The organism is Luminiphilus sp. nBUS_07 (genome assembly GCF_051201685.1).
Classification (GTDB): Bacteria; Pseudomonadota; Gammaproteobacteria; order Pseudomonadales; family Halieaceae; genus Luminiphilus.
The window spans coordinates 1204452-1228020 of the sequence record NZ_CP179213.1; the positions used below are offsets into that span (position 1 = coordinate 1204452).

At 52.0% G+C, this 23569-nt stretch carries 18 protein-coding genes; 10 read left to right on the forward strand and 8 right to left on the reverse strand.

The features are described 5' to 3' along the window. Positions 1 to 331 precede the first annotated feature (331 nt). Both ACMAZB_RS05355 and ACMAZB_RS05360 read left to right on the forward strand, forming a co-directional pair. Positions 332 to 1114, forward strand: a complete 783-nt coding sequence (locus ACMAZB_RS05355; RefSeq protein ID WP_435215082.1) for an SDR family NAD(P)-dependent oxidoreductase — start codon at positions 332 to 334, stop codon at positions 1112 to 1114. A 2-nt stretch (positions 1115 to 1116) separates the two neighbouring features. Then, on the forward strand, positions 1117 to 2193 hold the full coding sequence (locus ACMAZB_RS05360) for a DUF1295 domain-containing protein (RefSeq protein WP_435219712.1): 1077 nt from the start codon (positions 1117 to 1119) through the stop codon (positions 2191 to 2193). A 112-nt stretch (positions 2194 to 2305) separates the two neighbouring features. Here the strand turns inward: ACMAZB_RS05360 and ACMAZB_RS05365 are convergent, their stop codons facing one another. Beyond that, positions 2306 to 3571, reverse strand: coding sequence for an MFS transporter (locus ACMAZB_RS05365; protein ID WP_435219713.1), 1266 nt, complete (start codon positions 3569 to 3571; stop codon positions 2306 to 2308). A 192-nt stretch (positions 3572 to 3763) separates the two neighbouring features. Between ACMAZB_RS05365 and ACMAZB_RS05370 the strand changes: the two genes are divergently transcribed. Continuing rightward, the gene (locus ACMAZB_RS05370) at positions 3764 to 4564 is read left to right on the forward strand and encodes an enoyl-CoA hydratase (protein WP_435219714.1); all 801 of its coding nucleotides are present in this window, start codon (positions 3764 to 3766) and stop codon (positions 4562 to 4564) included. A gap of 79 nt (positions 4565 to 4643) precedes the next feature. On the opposite strand, the gene ACMAZB_RS05375 is transcribed toward ACMAZB_RS05370, so the two are convergent. Together ACMAZB_RS05375 and ACMAZB_RS05380 are read right to left on the reverse strand one after the other, a co-directional pair. After that, positions 4644 to 5978: a M20/M25/M40 family metallo-hydrolase gene (locus ACMAZB_RS05375; RefSeq protein WP_435219715.1), complete on the reverse strand. Its 1335-nt coding sequence runs from the start codon at positions 5976 to 5978 to the stop codon at positions 4644 to 4646. A 57-nt stretch (positions 5979 to 6035) separates the two neighbouring features. Further along, a complete protein-coding gene (locus tag ACMAZB_RS05380; RefSeq protein WP_435219716.1) occupies positions 6036 to 6935 on the reverse strand; it encodes an MBL fold metallo-hydrolase in 900 nt (299 codons plus the stop codon). Positions 6936 to 7327: 392 nt separating this feature from the next. Here ACMAZB_RS05380 and ACMAZB_RS05385 point away from each other — a divergent pair, with 392 nt between their 5' ends. After that, positions 7328 to 8752 (forward strand): DcaP family trimeric outer membrane transporter, encoded by a 1425-nt coding sequence (locus ACMAZB_RS05385; RefSeq protein WP_435219717.1) that lies wholly within the window; start codon positions 7328 to 7330, stop codon positions 8750 to 8752. A 122-nt stretch (positions 8753 to 8874) separates the two neighbouring features. Continuing rightward, a complete protein-coding gene (gene glsA, locus ACMAZB_RS05390; RefSeq protein ID WP_435219718.1) occupies positions 8875 to 9882 on the forward strand; it encodes a glutaminase A in 1008 nt (335 codons plus the stop codon). A 187-nt stretch (positions 9883 to 10069) separates the two neighbouring features. On the opposite strand, the gene gltS is transcribed toward glsA, so the two are convergent. After that, the gene (gene gltS / locus ACMAZB_RS05395; protein WP_435219719.1) at positions 10070 to 11293 is read right to left on the reverse strand and encodes a sodium/glutamate symporter; all 1224 of its coding nucleotides are present in this window, start codon (positions 11291 to 11293) and stop codon (positions 10070 to 10072) included. 414 nt (positions 11294 to 11707) lie between these two features. Next, positions 11708 to 12802 carry a DUF1214 domain-containing protein gene (locus ACMAZB_RS05400; RefSeq protein ID WP_435219720.1) on the reverse strand — a complete coding sequence of 365 codons (1095 nt, stop codon included), beginning with the start codon at positions 12800 to 12802 and terminating at the stop codon, positions 11708 to 11710. Between the two features lie 341 nt (positions 12803 to 13143). Between ACMAZB_RS05400 and ACMAZB_RS05405 the strand changes: the two genes are divergently transcribed. From ACMAZB_RS05405 to ACMAZB_RS05415, 3 genes are all read left to right on the forward strand, one after another. Next, complete coding sequence (locus ACMAZB_RS05405; protein WP_435215101.1) at positions 13144 to 13902, forward strand: SDR family NAD(P)-dependent oxidoreductase; 759 nt, start codon at positions 13144 to 13146, stop codon at positions 13900 to 13902. A 1-nt stretch (position 13903) separates the two neighbouring features. Next, complete coding sequence (locus ACMAZB_RS05410) at positions 13904 to 15061, forward strand: acyl-CoA dehydrogenase family protein (protein WP_435219721.1); 1158 nt, start codon at positions 13904 to 13906, stop codon at positions 15059 to 15061. A gap of 108 nt (positions 15062 to 15169) precedes the next feature. Then, complete coding sequence (locus tag ACMAZB_RS05415) at positions 15170 to 16369, forward strand: saccharopine dehydrogenase family protein (RefSeq protein ID WP_435219722.1); 1200 nt, start codon at positions 15170 to 15172, stop codon at positions 16367 to 16369. Positions 16370 to 16430: 61 nt separating this feature from the next. Here ACMAZB_RS05415 and ACMAZB_RS05420 read toward each other — a convergent pair whose 3' ends face one another. The 3 genes from ACMAZB_RS05420 to ACMAZB_RS05430 all read right to left on the reverse strand — a co-directional run bounded on the left by ACMAZB_RS05420 (position 16431) and on the right by ACMAZB_RS05430 (position 19801). Beyond that, positions 16431 to 17837 carry an aspartate aminotransferase family protein gene (locus tag ACMAZB_RS05420; RefSeq protein ID WP_435219723.1) on the reverse strand — a complete coding sequence of 469 codons (1407 nt, stop codon included), beginning with the start codon at positions 17835 to 17837 and terminating at the stop codon, positions 16431 to 16433. A gap of 198 nt (positions 17838 to 18035) precedes the next feature. Beyond that, positions 18036 to 19475, reverse strand: coding sequence for a class I SAM-dependent methyltransferase (locus tag ACMAZB_RS05425; RefSeq protein WP_435219724.1), 1440 nt, complete (start codon positions 19473 to 19475; stop codon positions 18036 to 18038). A 41-nt stretch (positions 19476 to 19516) separates the two neighbouring features. Then, positions 19517 to 19801, reverse strand: coding sequence for a hypothetical protein (locus ACMAZB_RS05430; protein ID WP_435219725.1), 285 nt, complete (start codon positions 19799 to 19801; stop codon positions 19517 to 19519). On the opposite strand from ACMAZB_RS05430, the gene ACMAZB_RS05435 reads away from it, so the two are divergent. Then, complete coding sequence (locus ACMAZB_RS05435; protein ID WP_435219726.1) at positions 19800 to 21707, forward strand: sulfatase-like hydrolase/transferase; 1908 nt, start codon at positions 19800 to 19802, stop codon at positions 21705 to 21707. The two genes, ACMAZB_RS05430 and ACMAZB_RS05435, sit on opposite strands and share 2 nt — an antisense overlap. Before the next feature lie 257 nt (positions 21708 to 21964). Next, positions 21965 to 23452: a flavin-containing monooxygenase gene (locus tag ACMAZB_RS05440; protein WP_435219727.1), complete on the forward strand. Its 1488-nt coding sequence runs from the start codon at positions 21965 to 21967 to the stop codon at positions 23450 to 23452. Positions 23453 to 23569 lie beyond the last annotated feature (117 nt).

The window sequence follows — 23569 nt, forward strand, 5'->3', positions numbered from 1 at the left end:
GCCTGTTTGAGCGCCCTAAAAGGGCACGTGGGTAAGCCACTCGATGGGTTTGTTAAAGATGATATAAGCCGCAATTTTTTTATACCCCAAACCGCTGTGAAACTACGAGCTGTGCACGGTTTCGACTATCCCCTGAGCTCGAGGTTTGATCGATTTGACGCTGCAGTCGGTTCTGGGCGTTGATCACGCTCTGGCGACTCACAATGGGTGTTGCCTCTGTCAGATTTGAGGTGGTTGCGGACTGATTTTGAGGTCTATACTGAATTTAGAAACGACTTTTCTAATTTGTTGGGTAAAAGTCGCGGCATGCTTGAGGGGCTGGTGTTTAAAGATGAAAGATTTTGAGACAACGTATGGACCCTGGGCTTTGGTTGCGGGTGCCTCGGAAGGACTGGGCGCCGCATTCGCTGAGTCTTTGGCTGAAAGGGGTTTAAATCTAATTCTGGTAGCCAGACGAGAGCCAGAACTGGTGGCTTTTGCTGGCGTGCTGAGAGATCGCTATGCCGTTGCCGTTGAAACGCAGTCACTAGACCTGGCCGAGCCGGGCTGCGGGGAAAGGTTCATCGCCTCTGTCGAACATGATGTGGGCTTGTTGGTGTGTAACGCCGCTTATTCTGCGGTTGGGCGTTTTCAGGACGTGCCGCTGAACCAGTTACAGCAGATCTTGTCGGTGAATACTGCAGCACCGCTGGCGCTTACTCGAGAGTTGATTCCGCGACTTATCAAGCGTGGCAGTGGCGGGGTGGTATTGATGTCATCTTTATCCGGGGGGCAGGGGAGTGCCAACATCGCTACTTATGCTGCCACTAAGGCCTTTAACACCGTGCTTGCTGAGGGTCTCTGGCAGGAGCTTGGCCGCCAGGGAGTCGATGTGATTGCTTCTTGTGCAGGGGCAATTCGAACCCCTGGCTACCAAAATGCGCAAAGGGGTGGTGAAGCGCCCGGGATTCTTGATGCCCGTGTCGTGGCTGAGGAGACCCTGACTGCGTTGGGGAATACTCCCGTTGTGATCCCCGGACGGCTTAATAAGGTAGTTGGATTTTTGATGCGACGTTTGTTGTCTAGAGCGAAGGCGATACGTTTAATGTCTCAGGGTACCAAGGGGTTACAATAACAATGACAGTTATGGGTTTTTTTACGCCGTTTATTATTTATCTGGGGGTCACCCTTTTACATTATTTTTTACCCGGGCGATGGGTGATCGGATACGTCAACAATCCAAAGACAGGTGAGAAATTGCGCTACCGTCTTAACGGTCGCCTTGTGCTACTGGCCGCTATCGGTCTGTGGTACAGCCTGGGGTATGTAGGGTGGGTGCCTTGGGACTGGCTCTACCAAGTGCGCTGGTCTAGCCTCGCGGGAGCCTGTGTTATAGGTTTGGTTTATTCCCTAGCATCGGTGCTGCCTTTCCCGTCAACCGGCAGAAACTTTGCTGTCGACTTTTTCTTGGGCCGACCTGAGAATCCTCAATTCAAGAATGGACACATAGACGCGAAGATGTGGCTGTATCTCATTGGTGCCGTCATGTTGGCGCTGAATGTTCTGAGTTTCGCGGCGTATCACCATCTTACTTACGAGGGCGAGTCGTCCACTGGCATCTTTGTAAGTGCGGCACTGCTGATCTATTTCATTCTGGACTACCTCACCTTCGAAAAAGTACACCTTTACACCTACGATATTTTTGCCGAACGGGTGGGCTTCAAATTGGGCTGGGGCTGCCTTACGTTTTATCCCTATTTTTACACCATAGCGCTTTGGTCAACCGTCGATCTGCCTAATCCCGAGCAACCGGATTGGTGGCCCTATCTGAGCATTGCGGTATTTTTTTGCGGCTGGTGTCTTGCCCGTGGCGCAAATATGCAAAAATTTTATTTCAAAATTCAGCCCGATCAGGCGTTTTTGGGGATTAGCCCGCAAACGGTTACCGATGGCGAGCGGACTCTTTTGGTCAACGGATTTTGGGGGCTAAGCCGACACATCAACTACTTGGGTGAGGTCCTCATGGCCAGCGGCATAGCCCTTGCCGTAGGCTACCCCGGGGCCATTTGGCCATGGCTCTACCCGCTTTATTACGTTGTACTTTTGTTTCCTCGAGAGCGCGACGATGACCGGCGTTGCGCGGCCAAATATGGCCCCCTCTGGCAGCAGTACACCCAGCGGGTAAAGCATCGCATTATCCCGTTTATTTATTGAGCAACGAGTGTATGCGCTTGGCTGAACGGGGTTGCTGATAGACTTCCACCCTTCGAAACGTCAGGCGTGCGCAGGTCTCTTTGCGTGTCGTTACCAGCGCTAGATACCCACGCTATGGCGAGGTTGCGACGACTTTAGGCAGCTTAGTAAAGGCATAAGCGGCGGCAGCTCCAATGAGCGCAGTGCCCAGTAAACACATAAACATATATTGAAACCCCAGCAGGCCGGGGTTGCTGTCGATTAAATACCCCGCAACAGCAGCCACATAAACATCGGGGGTATAGCCAATAATCGACACAACGCCCACTGCGGTACCCGTCATCCCCAGTGGAATTTGGCCTTCTTCAAACAGTGCAAAGTAAAGACTGCGAAGCCCAAAAATGGCAATGCCAGTCACAGCGGTGTTGGCCAATATATAACTAAAACTGCCCATTTCTTGGCCTGTAAACGCGAACAAGCTGTGGCTGATGATTAAGATAACGAAGCAGATAACGGTCATTTTAGACACGCCAAAACGATCTGCCATAAGCCCTAATAGCAGCGCCGCAAGCGGTCTTGTCCAAGCCCCTAGTGTCACAATCTGTGCCGCTTCAATTTCATCGATCCCATACCCTCGAACGGCAAACAACGCGTACTGATCGAAGGCTTTGTAACTTGTGTAAGCGCAAACCAAAATAATTGTTTGCAGCCAGACCGCAGGAAAGCGCATCACCTCCCAGAAGTGGCCAAATATGGTGGCATGCACTGACGCGCTGACCTCAGGGAGGCTGCGCAGCGTGAACCAGACCAAAACGCCTGTCAGAGCCGTAACGGCGGTATAGCCTAGAATAATCTGTTGCAGCGCCACCCGTTTATCGTCGGTACTCGCCAATTCGTACCCCTCTGGAAAAGCCAAGGAAAACAAAAGCACTCCCAGCGATGCAAGCACCGCCGCGAGTAAACCCCGACCTCCATCAAGGACGCCGTAGGCAAGACCTTGTTGAGACATCCCGCCCCAGCTTCGCGTTGCTTTTATTAAAGCTGCCCAGAAAAACAAAATAGTGGACAGGCCGAAGAAGCCCCAAACCATCATGGCGCCGTAATAGCCCGGGAGTGTTGCCAGATAAAGTCCGCCTAGGGCGGTTAGCCAGAGTGAAACCGCCAGTAGTTTACGGGCAGGGAAACGGTCGGCAAGGGGGCCACCAAAAAAGTAAGCGGCCATGGCGACAACCCCATAAGCGGCCTGAGCGACTCCCAGCTCCGTGGCAGACAGGCCAAAAACTTCGAGTACGGTTGGGCGAAAGAAACGTGTGACGTGATAGGGCAGGGTGAAGATGGCTTCGCCTGCCATAATAAGGGACACCATGATGAGCCAGCGCTGAAAGTGAGTTTGCGACATGGTGAAATTAAGCCTCGGGTTGGAAAGCGTTGAGAAATGATTTTCAATGTTGCGGCTATACTGCCGCGGCGGGTTGGTGGCGCGCAATTATAAATCTATCGACTGCGTTTATTTTTGTGGTTGCGACGCTACATCGTTGTCCGTAATCTTTTACAACTTGCAGTTTTTTGCTCTGTTTATCGGGAAACGGCTATGAATGAAGCGTTGGTAAGAATCCAGTCTGAGGGTCCTGTTCTTTGGATTACCCTGAATCAGGGAAAAAGCCGCAATCCACTATCGTCTCAGATGATCGCGAGCCTAACTCAAGCCTTAGCTGCGGGCTATGAAGACGACAGCTGTCGAGTGATTGTACTGACAGCCGAAGGCCCTGTTTTTAGCTCAGGGCACGACTTAAAAGAAATGCAGCCTTCAGAGGGCGAAGACCGTGGCGCTGTGAGAACGCGTATTGCGAATATTCTCGAAAACTGCGCAGCGCTTATGCAGGGCATTGTTCAAGCACCCAAGCCGGTTATCGCTTGCGTTCAAGGTACAGCGACAGCCGCGGGTTGCCAGTTGGTGTCGGCATGTGACTTGGCCATTGCGGCGAGTGATGCACATTTCTGTACGCCTGGAGTAAATGTCGGCGCATTTTGCACGACACCCTTGGTGGGTATTGGCCGCAATCTGTCTCGCAAACACGCGATGGAAATGGCCTTAACGGGCGATATGTTTTCTGCAGACGAAGCCATTAAGTTTGGTTTGATCAATCGTCACGTTGCGCCTGAGGCACTCCACGCGGAAACAGCGGCCCTGGCGCAAAAAATTGCTTCACGCTCAGCGCAAAGTATTCGCGGCGGCAAAGCTGCTTTTTACCGGCAAATAGAAATGCCCCTCGCGGATGCTTTTGACTACGCCAACCAAGTTATGCTCGAGGGCATGACGGGTGGTGCTGATGCCGAGGAAGGACGGATGGCTTTTATCGAGAAACGATCCCCCGTTTGGCATCAAGAATAAGCCTACTTTCCATTGAATAGAGCCTAGGGCATACGATCGTTGTCCGGTCGCATCTGATGACGGTCTTACGCTGTTACAGTCAGGGCTGGACTGAGTGAGCCTCTGTGGGTTCCTGATGATTTTTAGAGAGGCGCAGCATAAGTATTGCGGCGCGTTTGATGGCGAGGGCCATCGAGTCGAGCTGCAAGCTCTCATTCGGTGTATGACCGCCTTCGCCTAGGGCGCCTAGCCCCGCCAGCGCGTCGGTATAAGGCGCCACGAACGCTATGTCAGCGGCCCCTCGGCGCAGGGGGTCCCAAATTTTCATGGCATCACGCCCCAAGTCTTGATTCACCTCCGAGAAGGCAAGCGCAAGTGCCCTGTTGCCCTCCGTTGGCGCCATGGGCGGATAGCTGTCGTCAAAATTTAGAGTCGCTTCAGTGTGAGGTAGATGCGCGGCGACAATCGTTTGCATACGCTGTTTGGCGCCTTTTAGCTGTTCTACTGAGAGTGCTCGAATACCTCCATGAACAATGGTTTGGCTGGGTACCACGTTAGTTTTTCCAAAGGTGGTGCCGCGATTTTTTGCAGCGTCATAAGTCACTGCAGTGCCGCCCTGAATATTGCCGGCATTAAAAGTCAGGCCATAGTCACCACGGACTTCCGTGTAAAAAGCATTGAGAATACGTGCCGTTTCGTTAATGGCGCCCGCGCCGACGTCGCCGCTGAAGATGGCAGAGGAGTGCGCCTGACGCCCCGAAACGTTAAGTGTCCAACTACTCGAGCTGCGACGGGCAATGGTTGCCCAGTCACTGCCCTCGGTCGTAATGGCGCCCTCAAAGCCCAGCGCGATATCGGCCCACTGGCCAGCCTCCAGTAAATCCCTTCGGGAAATAGCAAGGGGGCGTCCTGGCTTCTCTTCGTCTCCGGTATAGGCCACTGTCACAGCCATGCCCTCAAGGGCGCCAATGTGATCGAGCGCTTTTAAGGCATAAACGATCACCGCATTGCCCGACTTCATATCGCTAATGCCGGGCCCCTCCGCAGTGTTACCTGTGCGGCTAAACGCTTGGAATTGGTCGTCAGCTTCGAACACGGTATCGAGATGCCCAATAAGCAGCAATCGGGTGCCCGAGCCCTTGTTTTCTGCGAACAAGTGGCCAGCCCGATTGACTGTCTCGGGCATATCGATCCAGCGAACACTGAGGTCGAGGGCGCTCAGCTCACGGGCCATAACATCACCTACGGCTCGCACGCCTTCGTGATTCATGGTGCCACTACCAATGTTAACGGTCTCTGCCAAAAGCGCGATGACGTCTTCTTGATGTTGGTCTACCCAGTCACTAATGGCTTGTTCATTGTCGGACAGCGCTGCGGCTTTGAAGGACAGGCCAATAAGTACCAGAAGCATGATCTGCAGCAAGGGAGTTCGCATGGTTGCGGGCCTCTAAAGGTTTCAGTGCTTTGATGGTTTTCTCTGAGCGGGACGCACTCACTCAAAAATATCTAGGTCCTCAGCAAGGATCACCTCGCCGTCGTATTGCGACTTTACCTCCTGAAGCACGATTTCATCTTCAAGACCAAAGACCAATACATGATACAAAATGAGTAACTTCGGCTTTGCTCGAGATGCCAGTGTCGCGAGCTCATAAGCGGTGGTGTGGTTGCTGCGGTGGTAGCGCTGCCAAAATTCTGAGCGCTGACTCAAAGCGGTTTCGGAGACAACTTCGTGAATCAATATGTCGGCGCCTGTTGCCATGGCTTCCAGTTTAGGGTCGTAGGCGGCGTCACCTGAAATAACAATCACTTTATCGGGAGTCGTAAACCGGTAGCCAAATGCATTGGGCCAAGTCCCATGTTTGACCTTGAATGCCTCAACGGTGATTAGCTCGTCGGTGTAAACGATACCCTCTTCAATTTCGTGGGAATTTATTTTCCAGCCAGATGAGGTCGCAGGCTCCAAACCATAGAGCCGGTATCGATTGTCTTCTTCCCAAGCGGCAGCAACATTGCTTGCCATCGCTGTCGTGCCCGGAGGGCCGTAAAGTTCAAAAGGTTTTTCACGACCGTGAGTCCAACTGGTGTAAACCAAATCCGGCAGCCCAGAAGAATGGTCGTGATGCAAATGAGTGAGAAAAGCGATGCCTAGCTGGTCTACATTGAGTGCGTTGAGAGGGCCACCATACTCCTTCGATACTGCGGCAGCCCTGCGAACGACGCCGGGCCCAAAATCGACAATGTAGGCTGTGCCATTGACCACAATAGCGGTTGCTGGGCCGGAACGGTTTGGTGTTGGTATCGGTGTCCCCGTACCCAACATCACAACTTGCGTGCGCGCCAGCGAGTTTGACGATACGAGGGCGAGTAAGACAAAGAGCGCCAGTGTTCGCATGGTTTGCCTCCTTGGGCGCCAGAAAATCTCGTCGCTCGCCAACCGTAACCTACGGGTATGGGTGCTATGGGTGACAGTGGGTAATCAGGCTAAAGATTCCGGGCTTGGTTTACCAGCACAACCTAGATTCTTTCTGAGGCAACAACTAATAGCAATTAGCGTAATAAAAGCCGACGGTTTTGACCCGTTTAAGCCGGTGTTGATGGACTATCTGTGTGGGCGTTGTGCTCGATTGAATACGGCACGAGTTTCCTTTGCTCTGATATTCATAAATTATTTAAGATTATCGCAAATTGATACTGCTTGTGACGCAGAAAACACAGATAATCTCGTTGGTCTGTGCCGCGCTGATCTCAGCATAATGCGGCAAATCATTATTTGCGGGGTAAAAAATGAAAGTTGAAGTGCGCGCCTTGTGCATTGTGTTGGCGCTGATGTCCCCCGGGGTATTTGCGACGAGTGATGCCGACCGTATTCAGCAGCTAGAAGAGCAGCTGAGAAACCAACAACAGGTACTTGAGGCCATGCAGGCTGAGCTGCAGCGGCTGAAGGCTGATGTCGTGGGCGCCGGCGATGGTGCGCCACTGGTGGTTACGTCAATGGGGGAAGACGCATCAGTTGCGCCCTCAACAGCAGTGTCTGCAACGACGGTTGAGAGCGAACCGTCATCTTCCGCCCAGCTTTATGGTTTTGTCATGGCCGACATGATCTATGACTTCAAGCGGGTTGATCCCAACTGGAGCGATACGCTTCGTGTCAGCACAATTCCAACTGATGCGGGCCAATTCGGTCAGGATGGTGAGTTTATTTTTGGTGTTAGGCAGTCCCGCCTAGGCATCAAAGGCAACTACGGTGCTGACGTCACCTACCTACTTGAGGCCGAATTATTCGGGGTCGGGGGGGATGAGGGGCAGACGACTCCGCGCTTGCGGCATGCTTGGGCAACCTACAAGCAAGTGGGTGTCGGTCAAACCTGGTCTAACTTTATGGATGCCGATATTTTCCCCAATACCATCGATTACTGGGGCCCCACTGGTATGGTTTTTTATAGAAACCAACAGGCGCGGTATACCTTTCCTTTAGGGGAAGATGAATTTGCTATCGCTCTGGAGGATCCATCCACCGCTTTGACCGTCGGCAGATTTAGAGACGTCAACTCTTGTGAGCTGAATTCATCAGCCTACGATTGCGAATCTACTGGCTCGACAGCGGCTGACATTTACCAGGCCCATAATGATGTGCCTGATCTAAGCTTGAGGTACCGCAACAACGGTAACTTTGGTCATTATCAAGTAGCGGCCATGTTTCGAGAACTCGGTTACGAGCGGCTGGACACCGGTGAGCAAAACAGCGAGTTTGGGTGGGGTATCAACTTGAGTGCTGGGATCAAAACCTTCAACAGCGACGTGTTGAAGTTACAGCTTGTTTACGGCGAGGGCATTGGTAACTACATGAACGATGGCGGCATCGACATTGCTCCGTCCACCAACAACCTCAATACGGCGACAGCCGAGGCAGTGCCACTGCTGGGTATCAGCGCCTATTACGATCACTACTGGAATGAGCAGTGGTCGACCTCCATCGGCTGGTCAATGAACGATCTCGATAACAGTGCGGGTCAGTCAGGATCTGAGTTTGCCAAAGGCCAAATAGCGCAAATCAACTTACTTCATACACCTCGAGACAACGTGATGTTCGGGACTGAAATTATTTGGGGTGAGCGTGAAGACGTGGACGGTGCAACCGGCGACGATTACCGCATTCAGTTCTCACTCAAGGTGGGCTTTGACTCGGGCAATTTTCTGCGGGGCAGGTGAGCTGAGCAGAGCTGCTGAACTTGTGCAGTAAACAAAACAGCGAGATTTGAAACTGAATGGCTGGGTGCGGAAAGTACAATGCACTCCTGCCGTTCTGACTATCACTAAAAGGAGTGTCAACGATGACAATGCGATTAGTAGCATCCTGTGTGGCTTTGGTGCTGGTGTATAGCCAGGCCTTCGCTAAACAGCAGCCAACAGACTTTCAGGCCGTGGTTGATCGTGCCCACGCCCAGTTTAAAGATGTTAAAGATGGAGCGAATGCTGACTACATTCCAATTCTTGCAACGGTTCCCAGCGATATGTTTGGTGTAGTCATTGTGACTCGAGACGGACAGGTCTTTTCTGCGGGTGAGATGGATTACGAGTTTTCGATCCAGTCGGTATCAAAACCGTTTACGGCGTCACTCGTGATGGATCAACAAGGTCCTGCTGCCGTGCGTGAGAAAATTGGTGTTGAGCCCACTGGCTTGCCGTTCAATTCAAAGATGGCGCTTGAATTATATGCAGCCCGCTCGGTAAACCCGTTGGTAAATGCGGGTGCTATTGCCGCTGTCAGCCTTGTAAAAGCAGATTCTGAAGAAGATCGTTGGAACCAAATTCACGCTAATTTGAATGCTTATGCAGGCCGAGAGCTGCCAGTCTTGGAGGAGGTTTATACCTCTGAGTACGAAGAGTCTTGGAGTAATCGTGGTATTGCTAATCTGCTCTACAACTACGGGCGACTTTACAGTGACCCTGAAGAAACATTGCGGGTCTATACCCGGCAGTGCTCTACCGGCATCAATACCCTTGATCTGGGCATGATGGGTGCAACTTTGGCTAATCAAGGCGTTAACCCGGTGTCAGGTAAGCGAGTGCTTGATGCGGCTCATATCCCAGAGTTACTCGCCATTATGGCGACGGCGGGTTTTTATGACGAGTCGGGTGAATGGATGTACAGCGCTGGCCTGCCCGCTAAAACTGGCGTTGGCGGTGGCATTGTTGCCGTAGTGCCGGGCAAGTTTGCAATCGCTACATTCTCTCCCCCTCTCAATGAGGCGGGTAATAGTGTCAGAGGCATGCAGGCGATTCGTTACATTGCTGGAGAATTGGGCGTCGGTCTCTTTGGTGCAAACAAGGGGGAATAATTTTTCTCAACCTTTGGGGGTTGGTCGTCGATTTGCCCTGTAAGGCAAGTTATCCACAGCGTTGAAAGTGGTGGGCTGTTGTAAATTTTAAAGGGGAGCCGCGATGCTCCCTTTTTCTTTGGTGTCAGCAACAGGTTTTAGATGCCAAAACCAGATAGACCCCTAAGCAGGCGGTAGCGAGAACAGACTAGAGCCAGCCGAACATAAGCTGAATTAAAACGACGTTAGTGACATCAATAAAAAACGCACCGACTAGTGGCACAACGATAAACGCTTGATGGCAAGGGCCATAGCGCTGGGTAACGGCCGACATATTCGCCATGGCGGTGGGCGTTGCTCCCATCGAAAATCCCCCAAACCCTGAGGCAATGACGGCGGCTTCGTAACTCTTTCCCATGATGGGAAAGACGACAAAAATCATGAAGAGTGCTGCAACGACCACCTGGGCCCCCAAAATTGAAAAGAGTGCGCCAGCGAGATCAATGACTTCCCACAGCTGCATGCTCATCAGCGACATGGCTAAAAAGGTTCCCAAGGAAATATCTGCAATGAGTGCCATGGCTGGTGTACGAGTGGGCCACTGGGTGCCTGTAATGCGAGGTAGTGCGTGGGGGCGCAGGTTGGTCATGATGATGCCGGCAAACAGGCAGCTGACGAAGAGCGGCAGGTGTACGCCCAACTGGTTGAGCCCTTCATTGAGGAAGTAACCAATGATGATGCAAATGTGGAGGGCTAAAACGGCATCGAGCAACTCCATATAATTTAGGCTAACAGGGTCAGCCTCGTCATCGATGCCCACATCGAGGTCGTCATCGCTTGCCGCAACCAACTGGTGTCGCGTGACCAAGAATTTGGCCACGGGGCCTCCGATCAGGCTAGCCAGAACTAACCCAAACGTAGCGCAGGCTACCCCAATTTCCATGGCGTTAGTGATGCCATAGTTTTCGGCAAATCGCGGTGCCCAGGCAATGGCGGTTCCGTGGCCACCGATGAGTGAAACGGTGCCTCCGAGTAAGCCCACTGCAGGTTCAAGTCCGAGCAAGGTCGCGATACCTATGCCGGTCAAATTTTGGATAATCATATAAATAACAGTTACGAGCAGGAGTAACGCGAGGGGCTTTCCGCCTGCGGCAAGGTCTTTAAAGCTTGCGTTGATGCCTATCGTGGTAAAGAAGTAAACCAGGAGTGCATCGCGAGCGCCGAGTTCAAATTCGACACTGATGTCGGCGAAGGAGTGGATGGCGAAAAGAACGACGGCGATAAACAGGCCGCCAGTGACAGGCTCTGGAATGCTATAGCGGCCAAAAACGGGCACTAGCCGATTGATACGCTTGCCCAAAAACAAGACCACAATACCTATCGTGACGGCTAAAAAGGTATCGACCTGCCAAACGGAATGTGCAGCTTGCATGGGGTTCCTATAGGGCGGCTTCGCCCGCGTTGTTGAAGTTACTTTCTGGGATCAACCAGCGCAGGTCAAGATAATGCGACTGAGAGCGGCAAGATGTCGTGAATGGATATTCGGTTTACGAGTACGAGTTCAAGGCACTCATTGTCGGTTTTAATGATTGAGTATGTGGAGAGGTTTTGACGTCAACAGCGATCAGTGCGAACTGAGATAGAGTACAGGGGTTGCTTGGATTGATCTGGCAGGCAGTTTGAATCAAAAACAGCGATCAGTGCGACCTGAGATGGAGTACAGGGGTTGCTTGGATTGATCTGGCAGGCAGTTTGAATCAAAGTAAAATGAGGATGTAAATGGCGCTATCTTCAGTAGCGAAGAGAGCGCCATGGTGCCGTTTATCTGATCAACATCAGGTAGGGACTACTCCGAAATCTTTTTAACATAGGGTACGAGACGATAGCCCTCATCCCTAACCCGCTCGGAGGGGCGATAGTGCCTTGCGGTCAAATTAAACACCCCAGAAGTATTCATTGTAGGAATGTTATTCATCGCGTCCGAGCCGCAGCCAAAACTCACCGTAAAGGTTCCATCTTCATTAGGTGTCGCGGTATCAGAGCTCACACTCGCGAGGTCGTCGAACATAAAACCCGCCTCATCATAAACAGTGAATGACCAAAAGGCGCCGTTTCTGGGGTCTTCAAACGTCGCTTGATAGCAACCTTCCGCGGGGTACTGTGGTGAAAGCTCGTAAAGATTATCGATAGATTGAGCTCCCCCCCACCCTAGGGCCGCTCCCATCAGATGTTTGTAAACGGTGTAGCTACTACGGGATGCGTCGGTCGGCGCGGTGAACATGCCAAATATAGCGTTGCCCCCTTCCTCGGCTAGCATTTGAGGGGCTTTTGCGCGTATGGAACCTTCCGTGGCCATGAAGGATGCTTCATTCACGGGCTCGGCTGAAAAAGTTTCAGCATTGCCCGCAGAAATAGACATGCCATCCTGAATAAGGTTGGCGTCTGCCTGAGAAAGCGTGCTGTCCAGTCGTACTATCAAATAAATATGTGAGCCTTTGTGGGTGGCGAGTTGAAAAGTGCCGCTGCCATAAGACATCGGTTGTATTCGGTGATCCTCGGTTACGGGTTGCACCGAGGCATAGGTTCCTTCGGGCATTGGCGGGATGGTAATGCTGGCACCTGCTGACACGTCAACAACAGCAAAGCTGTAGTAGCTGTCGCGGTTCATGCGCACCACGGGTTGGTCATTGGTCTGTGTGAGCTGACGAGTGTGGTTGAGAACATTGACGGGTGCGCGAGACTGGGCAATCAGCAGCTGTCTGGACGTCTCTACTGTGGGGTAATCCTCGGGAGCGACCTCCTGACCATTGGGGTCAAAGAACGCATCAATAGTGGTGACGGGTGCACTCAGTGCTTCGAGGCTGATGAGCGATGTTGCGATGGTTGTGGCTAACAACATTGTGCAGAGGCTAGGACGTACCTCGTTGCTGGTAGAACTCATGCTGGCTTTCCTTTAAAAATTGGCGAGGCAGAATTAAACACACTCATCGAAAGTTAATCCAGCGCTTCTTGCTGGATGTGTGATTACACGCAAAGCGCGCTTTCTAGGCTTGGCACTGGCGGTTATTTATTCAGTGCTGACTGAAAACGTTCGTCCCCTTATGCTGAAGCCTTTAAAAAGCATGTTGCTTTGAGTTTGAAAAATTTTAAGTGGGCCTAATCGGTTTTAATTTTAGCATTCGAATTTTTTCATTTCGATAAGGAATCTCTCAGGGTGCCAACAAACAAGTGGCTTGCTTATCAGACCGCCTATCTGGCACCTTGTGGCAAAGAGGAAGGCCTATGCAGTTAGAAAATAAAGTGTCGATCGTGACCGGTGCAGCCCGTGGTTTGGGGCGAGCCTATGCCGAAGCACTGGCGGCGGCGGGTTCAGCCGTACTGGCTTGTGACGTCAATGACTGTGACGAAACAGTCGAGGCTATCGTACGGGGGGGTGGTAAAGCTGTGTCAGCAACCGTGGATATCACCGATATGGCGAGCTGCACGGCAATGGCAGACATGGCCCAGCAGTCTTTTGGTCAGATAGACGTATTGGTAAATAATGCAGCGCTTTACGGCGGGCTCAAAGGCGCACGGTTTGAATTGCTGGAAGAAGCTCAGTGGGATGCGGTGATGAACGTCAATGTTAAAGGCGTCTGGAACGCCTGTCGTGCGATCGTACAGCCCATGCGTGACTCAGGTGGTGGCTCAATTATCAACATTGCTTCGCTAGCAGCGGTCTATGGGTTGCCCTACGGCTTGGATTACGTGGCTTCTAAAGCGGCAGTGATCGGCATGACCCGGGGTATGGCAAGAGAGCTAGGGCGTGACCGTATTCGAGTCAATGCCGTGGCGCCGTCGGCGGTGATGACGGAGGGTACTGAGGAATTTTTTGGCGAGAAGCTGGAAAAGGCCAAAAAAGTCATCGCTTCCGGTCAGGTGATACCGCGTAACCTTGAAACCAGCGACGTCACCGGTACCGTGCTGTACCTCGCTTCTGACGCGAGCGCTTTTGTTACCGGCCAGACCCATATGGTCGATGGCGGTTCATGGTTTTTATAGCATGAGTGATGAGTCGCAATATGATGATATCCGGGCAGGTGTAAAACGCCTCTGTGATCAATTTCCCGGGGCTTACTGGCGTGACAAAGACGAACAGCGCAGTTATCCGGTCGAGTTTGTAGAAGCGTTGACGGCAGCAGGGTATCTGTCAGTCATGATTCCAGAAGTTTATGGCGGGGCAGGGTTACCTTTGGGTGCTGCTTGCGCAATTCTCGAAGAAATTCATCGCAGTGGTTGTAACGGTGGCGCCTGTCATGCGCAAATGTACACCATGGGCACACTGCTACGTCATGGCAGTGAGGCGCAAAAGCAGCGCTATCTTCCTGAGGTCGCTAGTGGCGCCCTGCGTTTACAAGCCTTTGGGGTAACCGAGCCCAATAGTGGTACCGACACAACGCGGATTCGTACTCACGCGGTACAAGACGGTGATGACTATGTCGTTAATGGTCAGAAGATTTGGATTTCACGAGCTGAACACTCTGACCTTCTAGTACTGTTAGTGCGAACAACACCGAGGGAAGACTGTGCAAAGCGTTCCGACGGTATGTCTGTTTTATTGGTTGATATGCGCACAGCGGTCGGGCGTGGTCTAACGATCAAACCCATCAAAACTATGATGAATCACGGGGCGACCGAACTTTTCTTTGATGATTTGCGAGTGCCAATGGCTAATCGAATCGGGGAAGAGGGAAAGGGTTTTCGTTACATACTCGACGGTATGAATGCTGAGCGCATTTTGATAGCAGCGGAATGCATTGGTGATGCGAAATACTTTATTGAAGCGGCGGCAAAATATGCGTCAGGGCGCGAGGTCTTTGGCGCGCCCATCGCAAAAAACCAAGGAGTGCAATTTCCCATCGCAAGGGCGCACATTCAGGCAGAAGCCGCTGCCGGTATGGTATCCCGGGCGGTTAGTTTATTTGAGGCCGGTGAGTCCTGCGGCTCCGAGGCGAATATGGCCAAACTTTTAGCCTCGGAAGCGTCGTGGGCTGCGGGAGATACCTGTATCCAAACCTTTGGCGGAGCGGGGTTTGCCACCGACTACGACATTGAGCGTAAGTTCCGCGAAACACGGCTTTATCAGGTGGCGCCCATTTCGACCAATCTCATCCTGTCACACGTTGCGACTCATGATCTCGGGATGCCTAAGTCGTTTTAATAGGGGATATCCGGCGGTGAGCACGCTCAAGACGTCCAGATCGCCATCGATCACGTAGGCACTGGGCAAGCCACTTTTACCGACCACACGACTAGCAAGGGTTTTCTAATGACCGATCGACAATACGACGTTGTGCTTTTTGGAGCTTCAGGTTTTACAGGTGAATTAGTTGCCGAGTATCTGGCAGCGAACGTCTCCAATATACGCTGGGCAATTGCGGGGAGAAGCACGAGTAAATTAGAGGCAGTACGAGAAAGAATTGGACAGCCCGATTTGCCCATTTTGGTGGCAGATAGCGATGATGCCGCCGCGCTAACCGCTATGGCAGATCAAGCCCGAGTGGTCATCTCTACCGTGGGCCCCTATGCGCGATATGGAACCACGCTGCTTGAGGTTTGTGCCCGCGAGGGCACCCACTACTGCGATCTCACCGGAGAGGCGCAGTGGATGGCCGAGGTTTATGAGCGTGTCGACCCCATCGCAAAAAACAGCGGTGCCCGACTGGTTCACTGTTGTGGCTTTGATTCGCTGCCCTCGGATCTTTCGGTGTATTTCCTGCAACAAGCGTTTAAGGCACAGTTCGGTGAATACGCGCAGTCGATCACAGGGCGTATGGGACGTTATTCGGGTGCGGTGAGTGGCGGCACGGTCGCCAGCATGATGTTGGTGAGCGAGCAAATTATGAAGGATGAAGCCCTTCGTAAGCGACTGATGAACCCCTATGCCTTGTATCCCGAGGCCATGGAACCTGGCCTTGACCAGCCTGATCAGATGGGCGTCGCTTGGGATGGAAACTTCGAGTCTTGGACCGGGCCATTTATCATGGCAGCGATCAACACCAAGGTTGTGCGTCGTTCTAACGCTCTGGCGGGCCTGCCTTACGGTAGTGACTTCCGGTACGAGGAGTCGCAACTTTGTAAGAGCCGATTGTCAGCATTGACCTCATCGATTGCTATTGGTGCCGTCATGGGCGGGGCGCTGTTTAGGCCGACAAGGGCGCTGCTCAAGCGATTTTTACCCGACCCCGGTGAGGGCCCGAATGCCGAGGCCCGGGAAAATGGCTTCTTTGAATTTTGGGCGCACGGTGTATCCGGAGCGGACAATCAGAATAACTTGCGCGTAAAAGTGACGGGCAAACGCGACCCTGGCTATGGAGCCACGTCACGCATGCTCGCTCAAGCTGGTTTATGTTTGGCGCAGGATGACCTCAGTGTAGGGGGTGGTATCTGGACGCCGGCGACGGCGTTTCCTGAGCAGCTGATCACCAGGTTGGCACAGGTCGACGTAAACTTTGAGGTCGTTGATTAACTGTAGTCCTAAACAGCCCTAGGGATAGGCAAGCGGGGAGCTCAGGGGATGCTGGGGGTATTTAAAAGCCGGAGACTCCTGAGGGATAGGCCGCCCCATCGCCCTCGATAACACAGCCCTTGGCAACGCGTTCTATTGCCTCTTCCATGATTGCGAGGCCCTCACGCAAGGTCGCTTCTGCCATGTTGAGCGCTGGGTACAGTCGTATCGTATCTTCGTGATCTGAGATTGCCCAGACACCGCGCTCTAGCATCTCCCCCCTTACTGCCCTTGCGGCCCACCAGTCTTCGGCATCGGGGTGCATTTTTTGGGTGGCATTGAAGCTAACGCCCATTAGCAAGCCGCTACAGCGAATTTGTCTAACAATGGCGTACTGTTCCCATTCCGACATAATCTCGTAAGCCACGTCGCCCAGTTTTTTGGCATGCGCAACGATGCCATCGCGCTCATAGATTTCAAGGGTTTTTATGGCGGCGGCACAGCCGGCCGGGGACCCTGCAAAAGTTGAGCCCGAATTAAAATGGGAGTTGTCTCCTAAAATATCATCTCTGGCTGAAATGCCTGCCAGCGGCGCGATGCCCCCCGACAAGTTTTTTCCGTAGACCAGAATATCCGGGACAACATCGTAGTGTTCGATCGCCCACATTTTCCCGGTGCGGCCCACTCCCGTCAGCACTTCATCGCTAATTAGCAGCCAATCGTTGCGATCACAAATGCGGCGCAACCCTTGAATAAAGTCTATTGCAGGAATCCAATTGCCGCCCTCGGCAAGTCCTGGTTCGATGAGCACGGCAGCAATATTATCAGCGCTGACTACGGTCTCGGGAATCTGCTTTTCCAGGTACCATAAACAGAAATCAACGTATTGCTGAGGGGTCATGTCGGCGGGGATATGATCGCTGAAAGGGTAGGGTGCGCGAATAACGCCACCTCCCCAACCTTCCAGATAGGCGGCCGACTCGCCGCTTAACCCGCTCAGTACTTTTCCGGCCAGGGAATTGCCATGGTAGGAGGCGCCAAAAGTCACAACGTAGCGACGCTGAGTATGGGTCAGGGCTAGGTGCACTGCCGCTTCAGCAGCCTCAGTGCCCGACACTTCATAGTTGGTTCTGGGTAGCGCTTTGTTAGGCATGATGTCGGCCAAACGTTCGGCGAGTTCGTAGCGCAGCGGATGGTCAAAATGAAAGCCGTAGCGCCGGTTAGCGTCCTCAACGACATCCAAAATTTCTGGGTGACAGTTGCCCAGCGGGTTGGTGGCCCAGCCGTTTTGAAAGTCGATATAGCACCGGCCGTCTAAATCCCAAACATAATCTCCAGCCGCTTTGTCGATCACAATCTGGCGAACGGGTCTAAAGCCTCTGGAGCCTGATTTTTTCTCGTCTTGATCAAATCGAAGCCCGTTTTTGAACAGTGGGATTCCTCGACGCAGTGCGGCTTTTGTTTTTGGCCCTGGAAAAGACTGGCTCATTGTGCGGATCCTGCATTGTCTGGCATTTATCGAGCGAGACCTGAATGTTGCAGTAAAACAGCCAGTTTTTCCATTCAGAACATCGTTCTTAGAGATGTTCGTCGACCAAGACTGTGCCCTGTGGTAGGTGGGTCTGGTTAAATTGCATATTCGGTAATGGGACATAGCTAAGGCGCAAGCTATAGCTGTGAGTTTGGTTTAAGCGTCGTCTGAAAAAGTCTCGGCTGAACTTAAGGAACGCATGAGGTACAGCCGCCGTTCACTACCGGCAACCGCTTGATCTTTGATGAGCGTAAAATATTGTGAGAAAGCCTCTTCAAAACCCTGCCGGTTGTAATGAGGAAAGACATCGTCTCTGGTCTTTAGGAGACGCTCGACCTGACTGTCTGATTTGGGAACAAACTCAATGACTAGCCATTGTGCAAGCTCTGCGAACAGTGCCGCAATATGACCTAGGGGGGTGTTGTTGCTAATAGCAAGGTGGTGAACAAGAGCCAACGCCATTATGGCATCACATTGGCCTCTTTGACGAAAAGAGTCGCGTTCTTCATTGCCCCAGCCAATAGCAGGGGAAGGTGCGTAGAGATCTTGCAGCAAAGGCAGAATGTTTTTGTGTGTCTCAGTACTCAGACGCCGATAATTGCGCTCAACGGCTACCGGGTCAATGTCTTGTGAAACCACTAATCCCGCGTGTTTTGCGGCGATGCGGCTGAATTCGCCGGTGTTTGCTCCTAGATCGTGCACAACACTGAGGGGGGAGTCGATTGAGACTAAATACTCCTCGACAAGCCTACGCTTTTCACCGGTTGAGCCGTCGGTATAGTTGGTGTTGTCATAATAATCTCCCCATTCAGTCTGGGGCGGCGTCCATTGTTGACTTTGAATAGCCGATGCCAGGCTCTCTACGATGGCTTGTAAACCCGTTTTAGACAATTGCCTCTGGTTTTTAGCGTTGCTATTTTTAGAGCTCGTAGAGCTCCCTGCGGCATCTGCGTAAGTCTCCTGCATTTTCGCATGGAGGTGAATGTGGGTCTGTAGACTGTAGCTGAGTCGGGTTGTTAGGGGTAGCAAACTACTGGCGAGTGACAGCGGTATACCGTCGATATAGGTGACCAATAATTTTCCTAATCCCACATCGACACGTGCCATCAGGGCGAGAGGTGCGAGAAAGTGCTGGCAAAACTGGCGGTAGGCAACCCAAGGTGTGCCCTCGCTATAGGGCTCAAAAGAAAGCGTGTCTATAAACACAGGTTTACCGTTTACAAACTGCACATTGTAGGCAGAGGCATCTTTTAAGATATATCCATGTTGCAGCGCTATCGTTTGAATGCGCAGCGTTAGCATGGCCGCGTCTTTTAGCTGACTGAAGCTCCACTCATAGGGATAAGAGATATAAGGGACAATTTCCGGAGCCAGTACACGATGGCAATCAGGGCCCCGCTTAACAGTGGAGGCCGTAACGTCCTCATGGGCAATAAGGTAGTTTTTGGCCACCAAAACCTCATAGAGACCTGAAGCAATAAACTGATCGAAGCTTTCGGCAAAACTTTTGTTAACTTGGCGGTAGATTCGGTCGTTTTCAGCGAATACAAAGCCGCTGGGGTCGCGGAACGACGAAGGCAGGGCATCGAAGGTCACACTGCGCATCCTCTCAGTGCAATTAACAAACGAAGCTGCACCTACTGTTCTTCTTCTTGTTTGGTAAGGTCTTCCTCCTCCAACAAGCTTGTAGGCTTGGACTTACCAAAAAACCCGAGAATTCGGTACCAGTAGGTCTTGATCGTGAATCCCGCTACGGCAATGCCTGCAATAAGCCCCTGTAAAATCATACTGCCGGTACCGGGATCAAGGTAGGCAAAGGTTTGGGGTGAGAAAGCTATCAACACTGAGGAAAGAATGATTTGATACATTAGAAGCTTGCCACGATGCCACTTTGGCTCGAGATTATGGACTATTTGACTCATGCAGGGAACAAGCCCTCAGCTCGCTACGCGCACACTCATTGACACTTTGTTAGGGGTTTATACCTATTTAGCATTGGAATGGCTGTTCCTAGTCACCAAGCCTTCTTTTTTTACCGTTCTGGGTTGGCCTGAGCGCATTACTATTGTGGCTACCGCTGCCCTACCGCTGCTTGTAGGAGGCCTACTCGCTTGGCTACTACTGCTGCTGATATCGCGCTTGCTACTCGCAGTGATAAAAAAGCCCTGCGGCAACATATTACTACCTTTGCCATTGACTTTGATTTGTACCGCTCTCGTCACCCTCCTAGTTGACAATTTCACCTATACATTGACTGGCCTGGGCATTGCATCTACCTCGGGGGGCAGTGCCCTCATCTATTCTGCCGCCATCTGTATTTTGGCTGCTGCCATTTTTCGTAAATTAGTTCGCCGCTACACCACGCCACGTAACACCCCTAATCCTAGCCCGCAGGTAGTGCTGGTTATGTTAATAATGTGCAGCGGTGCTGCCGCACTTCATACTCTGCTATCCGCTACTCAGGTATCAAGCACGAGTTTGGCTGGGTTGGAGAACACTCAAAAATACAATGTCCTGTTTTTTGCTACTGATGGTGTGCAGTCGGAATACATATCAGGCTACGGCTATCCGGAGATAACTACCCCCAATCTTGATGCAATGATGGATGAGTCTTTGGTTTTTCATGCCGCGATTTCAAACTCAGGGCGAACTACTGGCAGCACTGTGTCAATGCTGAACGGAAAATATCCAGCGACGACAAAGGTCATCTTTCCACCTCACACACTAATGGGTGCAGACGCTTTCCAGCACTTGCCAGCAATGCTTCGCGCCTCGGGATATATGGTCTTTCAGGAATCCATTCGTTACTACGCAGATGGACCAGATCTTAATATGCGCGAGGGTTTTGACTACGCAAATATGCGTCACATCGACAATACGTCAGTCCGCGGATTTTCGGGCCAAGCGCGTATCGCATTCGCACAAACGAGTCACTTTAATAAAAAAATATGGGAGCGACTCAGTGATCGGGTGCTGCATTTGAGTGGGGTAAAACCGATGAGTCAGGCATTTCAGTCAGTCACTGGTGGGACGACAGCAAAGATTTATGGCAGGCGTGATCGTCAAAGGATCGATTCGGCAACGGCATTTATACGCGAGGCGACACAGCCCTTTTTTATGCACTTACATTTGATGAATACACATTGCTGCAGCTTTAAACCGATTTCTCGCCATTTTTCTGGGCATTTACACAAGCGCAGGCCTAAAAATCGTGAGGCTTTCTTCCTTGATACCGTGGTTGATTCAGACCGGTACTTTGGTGAGGTTATTGCCGCATTAAAAGCTACTGGAAACTATGACAAGACGATTATCGTTTACAGCTCGGACCATACGCTCGGTTGGCAGGTGCAACGTCCAATGCCCCTGGTGATTAAGCTGCCCGAGGGGCGGGCAGTGGGGCACGTAGACTCTACCGTACAACTCATTGACGTGATGCCAACGGTGTTGGAGGTGTTGGGACATTCATTGCCAGCTTGGGTAGAGGGCGTATCACTTATCAATGGGACGAGGGATCCATTAAGGCGTGTATTCTCTGTAGACGGTATTGCCAAGGCCCGTGTCAAGGGAGTTAAAGCCCGGATTACCCAGCTGATTGGTGCAGGCCCTCCAACCTATGGAGTCGCAACGGGGGTAATGACAGTTTGTCAGCGGTGGTACTCGCTGGATTTCTCATCGGGGGAGCTTACGATGGGGAGTATGGACGATCACCCAAGCCCTTGCGAAGAGAAGCATCTACCTGACTCGATTCAAGGTCGCGCTGAACTGACTGCACATTTCACGAGTAGGGGTTTTACTTTGCCTACCGAGCTATTGGAGTCAGAAGACTGACGAGCGGCTGACCTAATCGAAACTCCGGTTGTGATACGCCTTTGGGCTGCACAGACAAAGAAATGGAAGCGTAAATCTACTCTGTTGGTCATTGCCGCCATTTCTAAGGTCTATATTGACATTTTTTTTGCTGCCGGCTCAGTCGCCAGTCGGCTGAAAAAATTACTGAGTGCAGTAGCGAAACGCTAGAAATAGGTTTTTATCCCCAACAGCCACAGTGGCGCCGACAAAAATTTTAAGTTTGAGGAAACCAAGATATGACAGATCAGATAAATGGCAAAGTTGCATCTGACCTTTCAGTGGCAATAGTGGGCGGTGGTTTTGGGGGCGTTGGCGCGGCCATTCGCCTGTTGCAGGCCGGTGTAACGGACCTTACCGTCTTCGAGCGGAGTGGAGGCGTTGGTGGTGTTTGGCATGCCAACACGTATCCCGGCGCGGCCTGCGATGTGCCGTCGCACTTATATTCTTTTTCTTTCGCTCCTGGCACCGAATGGTCGCGGCGCTATGCACCACAAGCCGATATCGAACAGTACCTCAATACGCTGGTTGACGACTTTGGGGTACGCCCGCATTTACGCTGTAACACGGGTGTTGAGAGCGCTGAGTTTGACGCCGAGGTTGGGTCTTGGCAGGTGAGGACAAGCGACGGTGAGCGTCGAAACTTTGATCTTGTCGTTGCGGCTTGTGGGCAGCTTTCAAATCCGGCGATTCCCAAGCTTGAGGGCATTGACACGTTTGAGGGGCCCACCTTTCATTCGGCAAATTGGGATCATGATTGTGACCTGACGGGCAAGCGTGTCGCGGTTGTAGGCACCGGTGCCAGTGCTATTCAGTTTGTTCCCGAAATCGCGAAACAGGCGGGGCAGCTCGACATCTATCAGCGCTCGGCTCCATGGATCATGCATAAGTTTGATCGCGAGTATCCGGAGTGGGAGAAGCGCCTATTTCGGAATGTCCCTGCGCGTGTCGGATTGAGTCGTCGCTTTTTCTTCTCAGTGTTTGAAATTCTCACCTACGGTTTCACGAATCGTCATTGGGTCTTGAAGCCTATGGCTAAATTGTCGAATGCCTATCGCCGCAAAGAGCTGGGTGAATATCCTAAATTGTTGGCAAAGGCGACCCCTGACTACCAAATTGGTTGTAAGCGAGCATTGTTTACAAATGATTGGTACCCAACGCTTAAGCGCGACAATGTTGAATTGGTACATGGGAAAGCACCTCGTGTTACCGCGACTGGACTGGTTGACGCTGAAGGCGTTGAGCGGCCTGCGGACGTTATTATTTGGGGCACCGGTTTCCAACCCTTAGATTTTGTCGCGCCTATGGAAATCCGGGGGCTTGAAGGTCGTGAGCTCAGCGAGGTTTGGGATGGGCGCCCTGAGGCTTATCTGGGTACCACCGTTGCAGGGTTCCCCAATTTTTTTATGATGTATGGCCCCAACACTAACCATGGCTCTGGCTCAGTGCCTTATTCAAACGAGTGCCAATACAACTACATTCTCGACGCGGTTGAGCGCTTGTGTGCAGGTGGCTACCGTTATCTAGATCTGGAAGCCGACGCGCTTAAGCGGTGGCGTAATGAGATGGAAGAGCGCAGTGCTGAAACCGTTTGGACCCAGGGGGGGTGCAACAGTTGGTATGTTACCGAAAGCGGGGTCAACACCAATAACTGGCCAGGTCCCTGGCTTGAATACAAGCGACGCACTCAGCAGATTGACGTCAGTGACTACCGTTTTGTAAAGTAAACAGGAGTGCTGGGCGCTTCAGAAACTGGGTGCTGTTCGGCGCTAACTTGGCACAAAAATAGGGAACTCAAGCCAGCAACTTTCTGTCCCAAGGTACTTTCGCAGCGACCTTGTGAA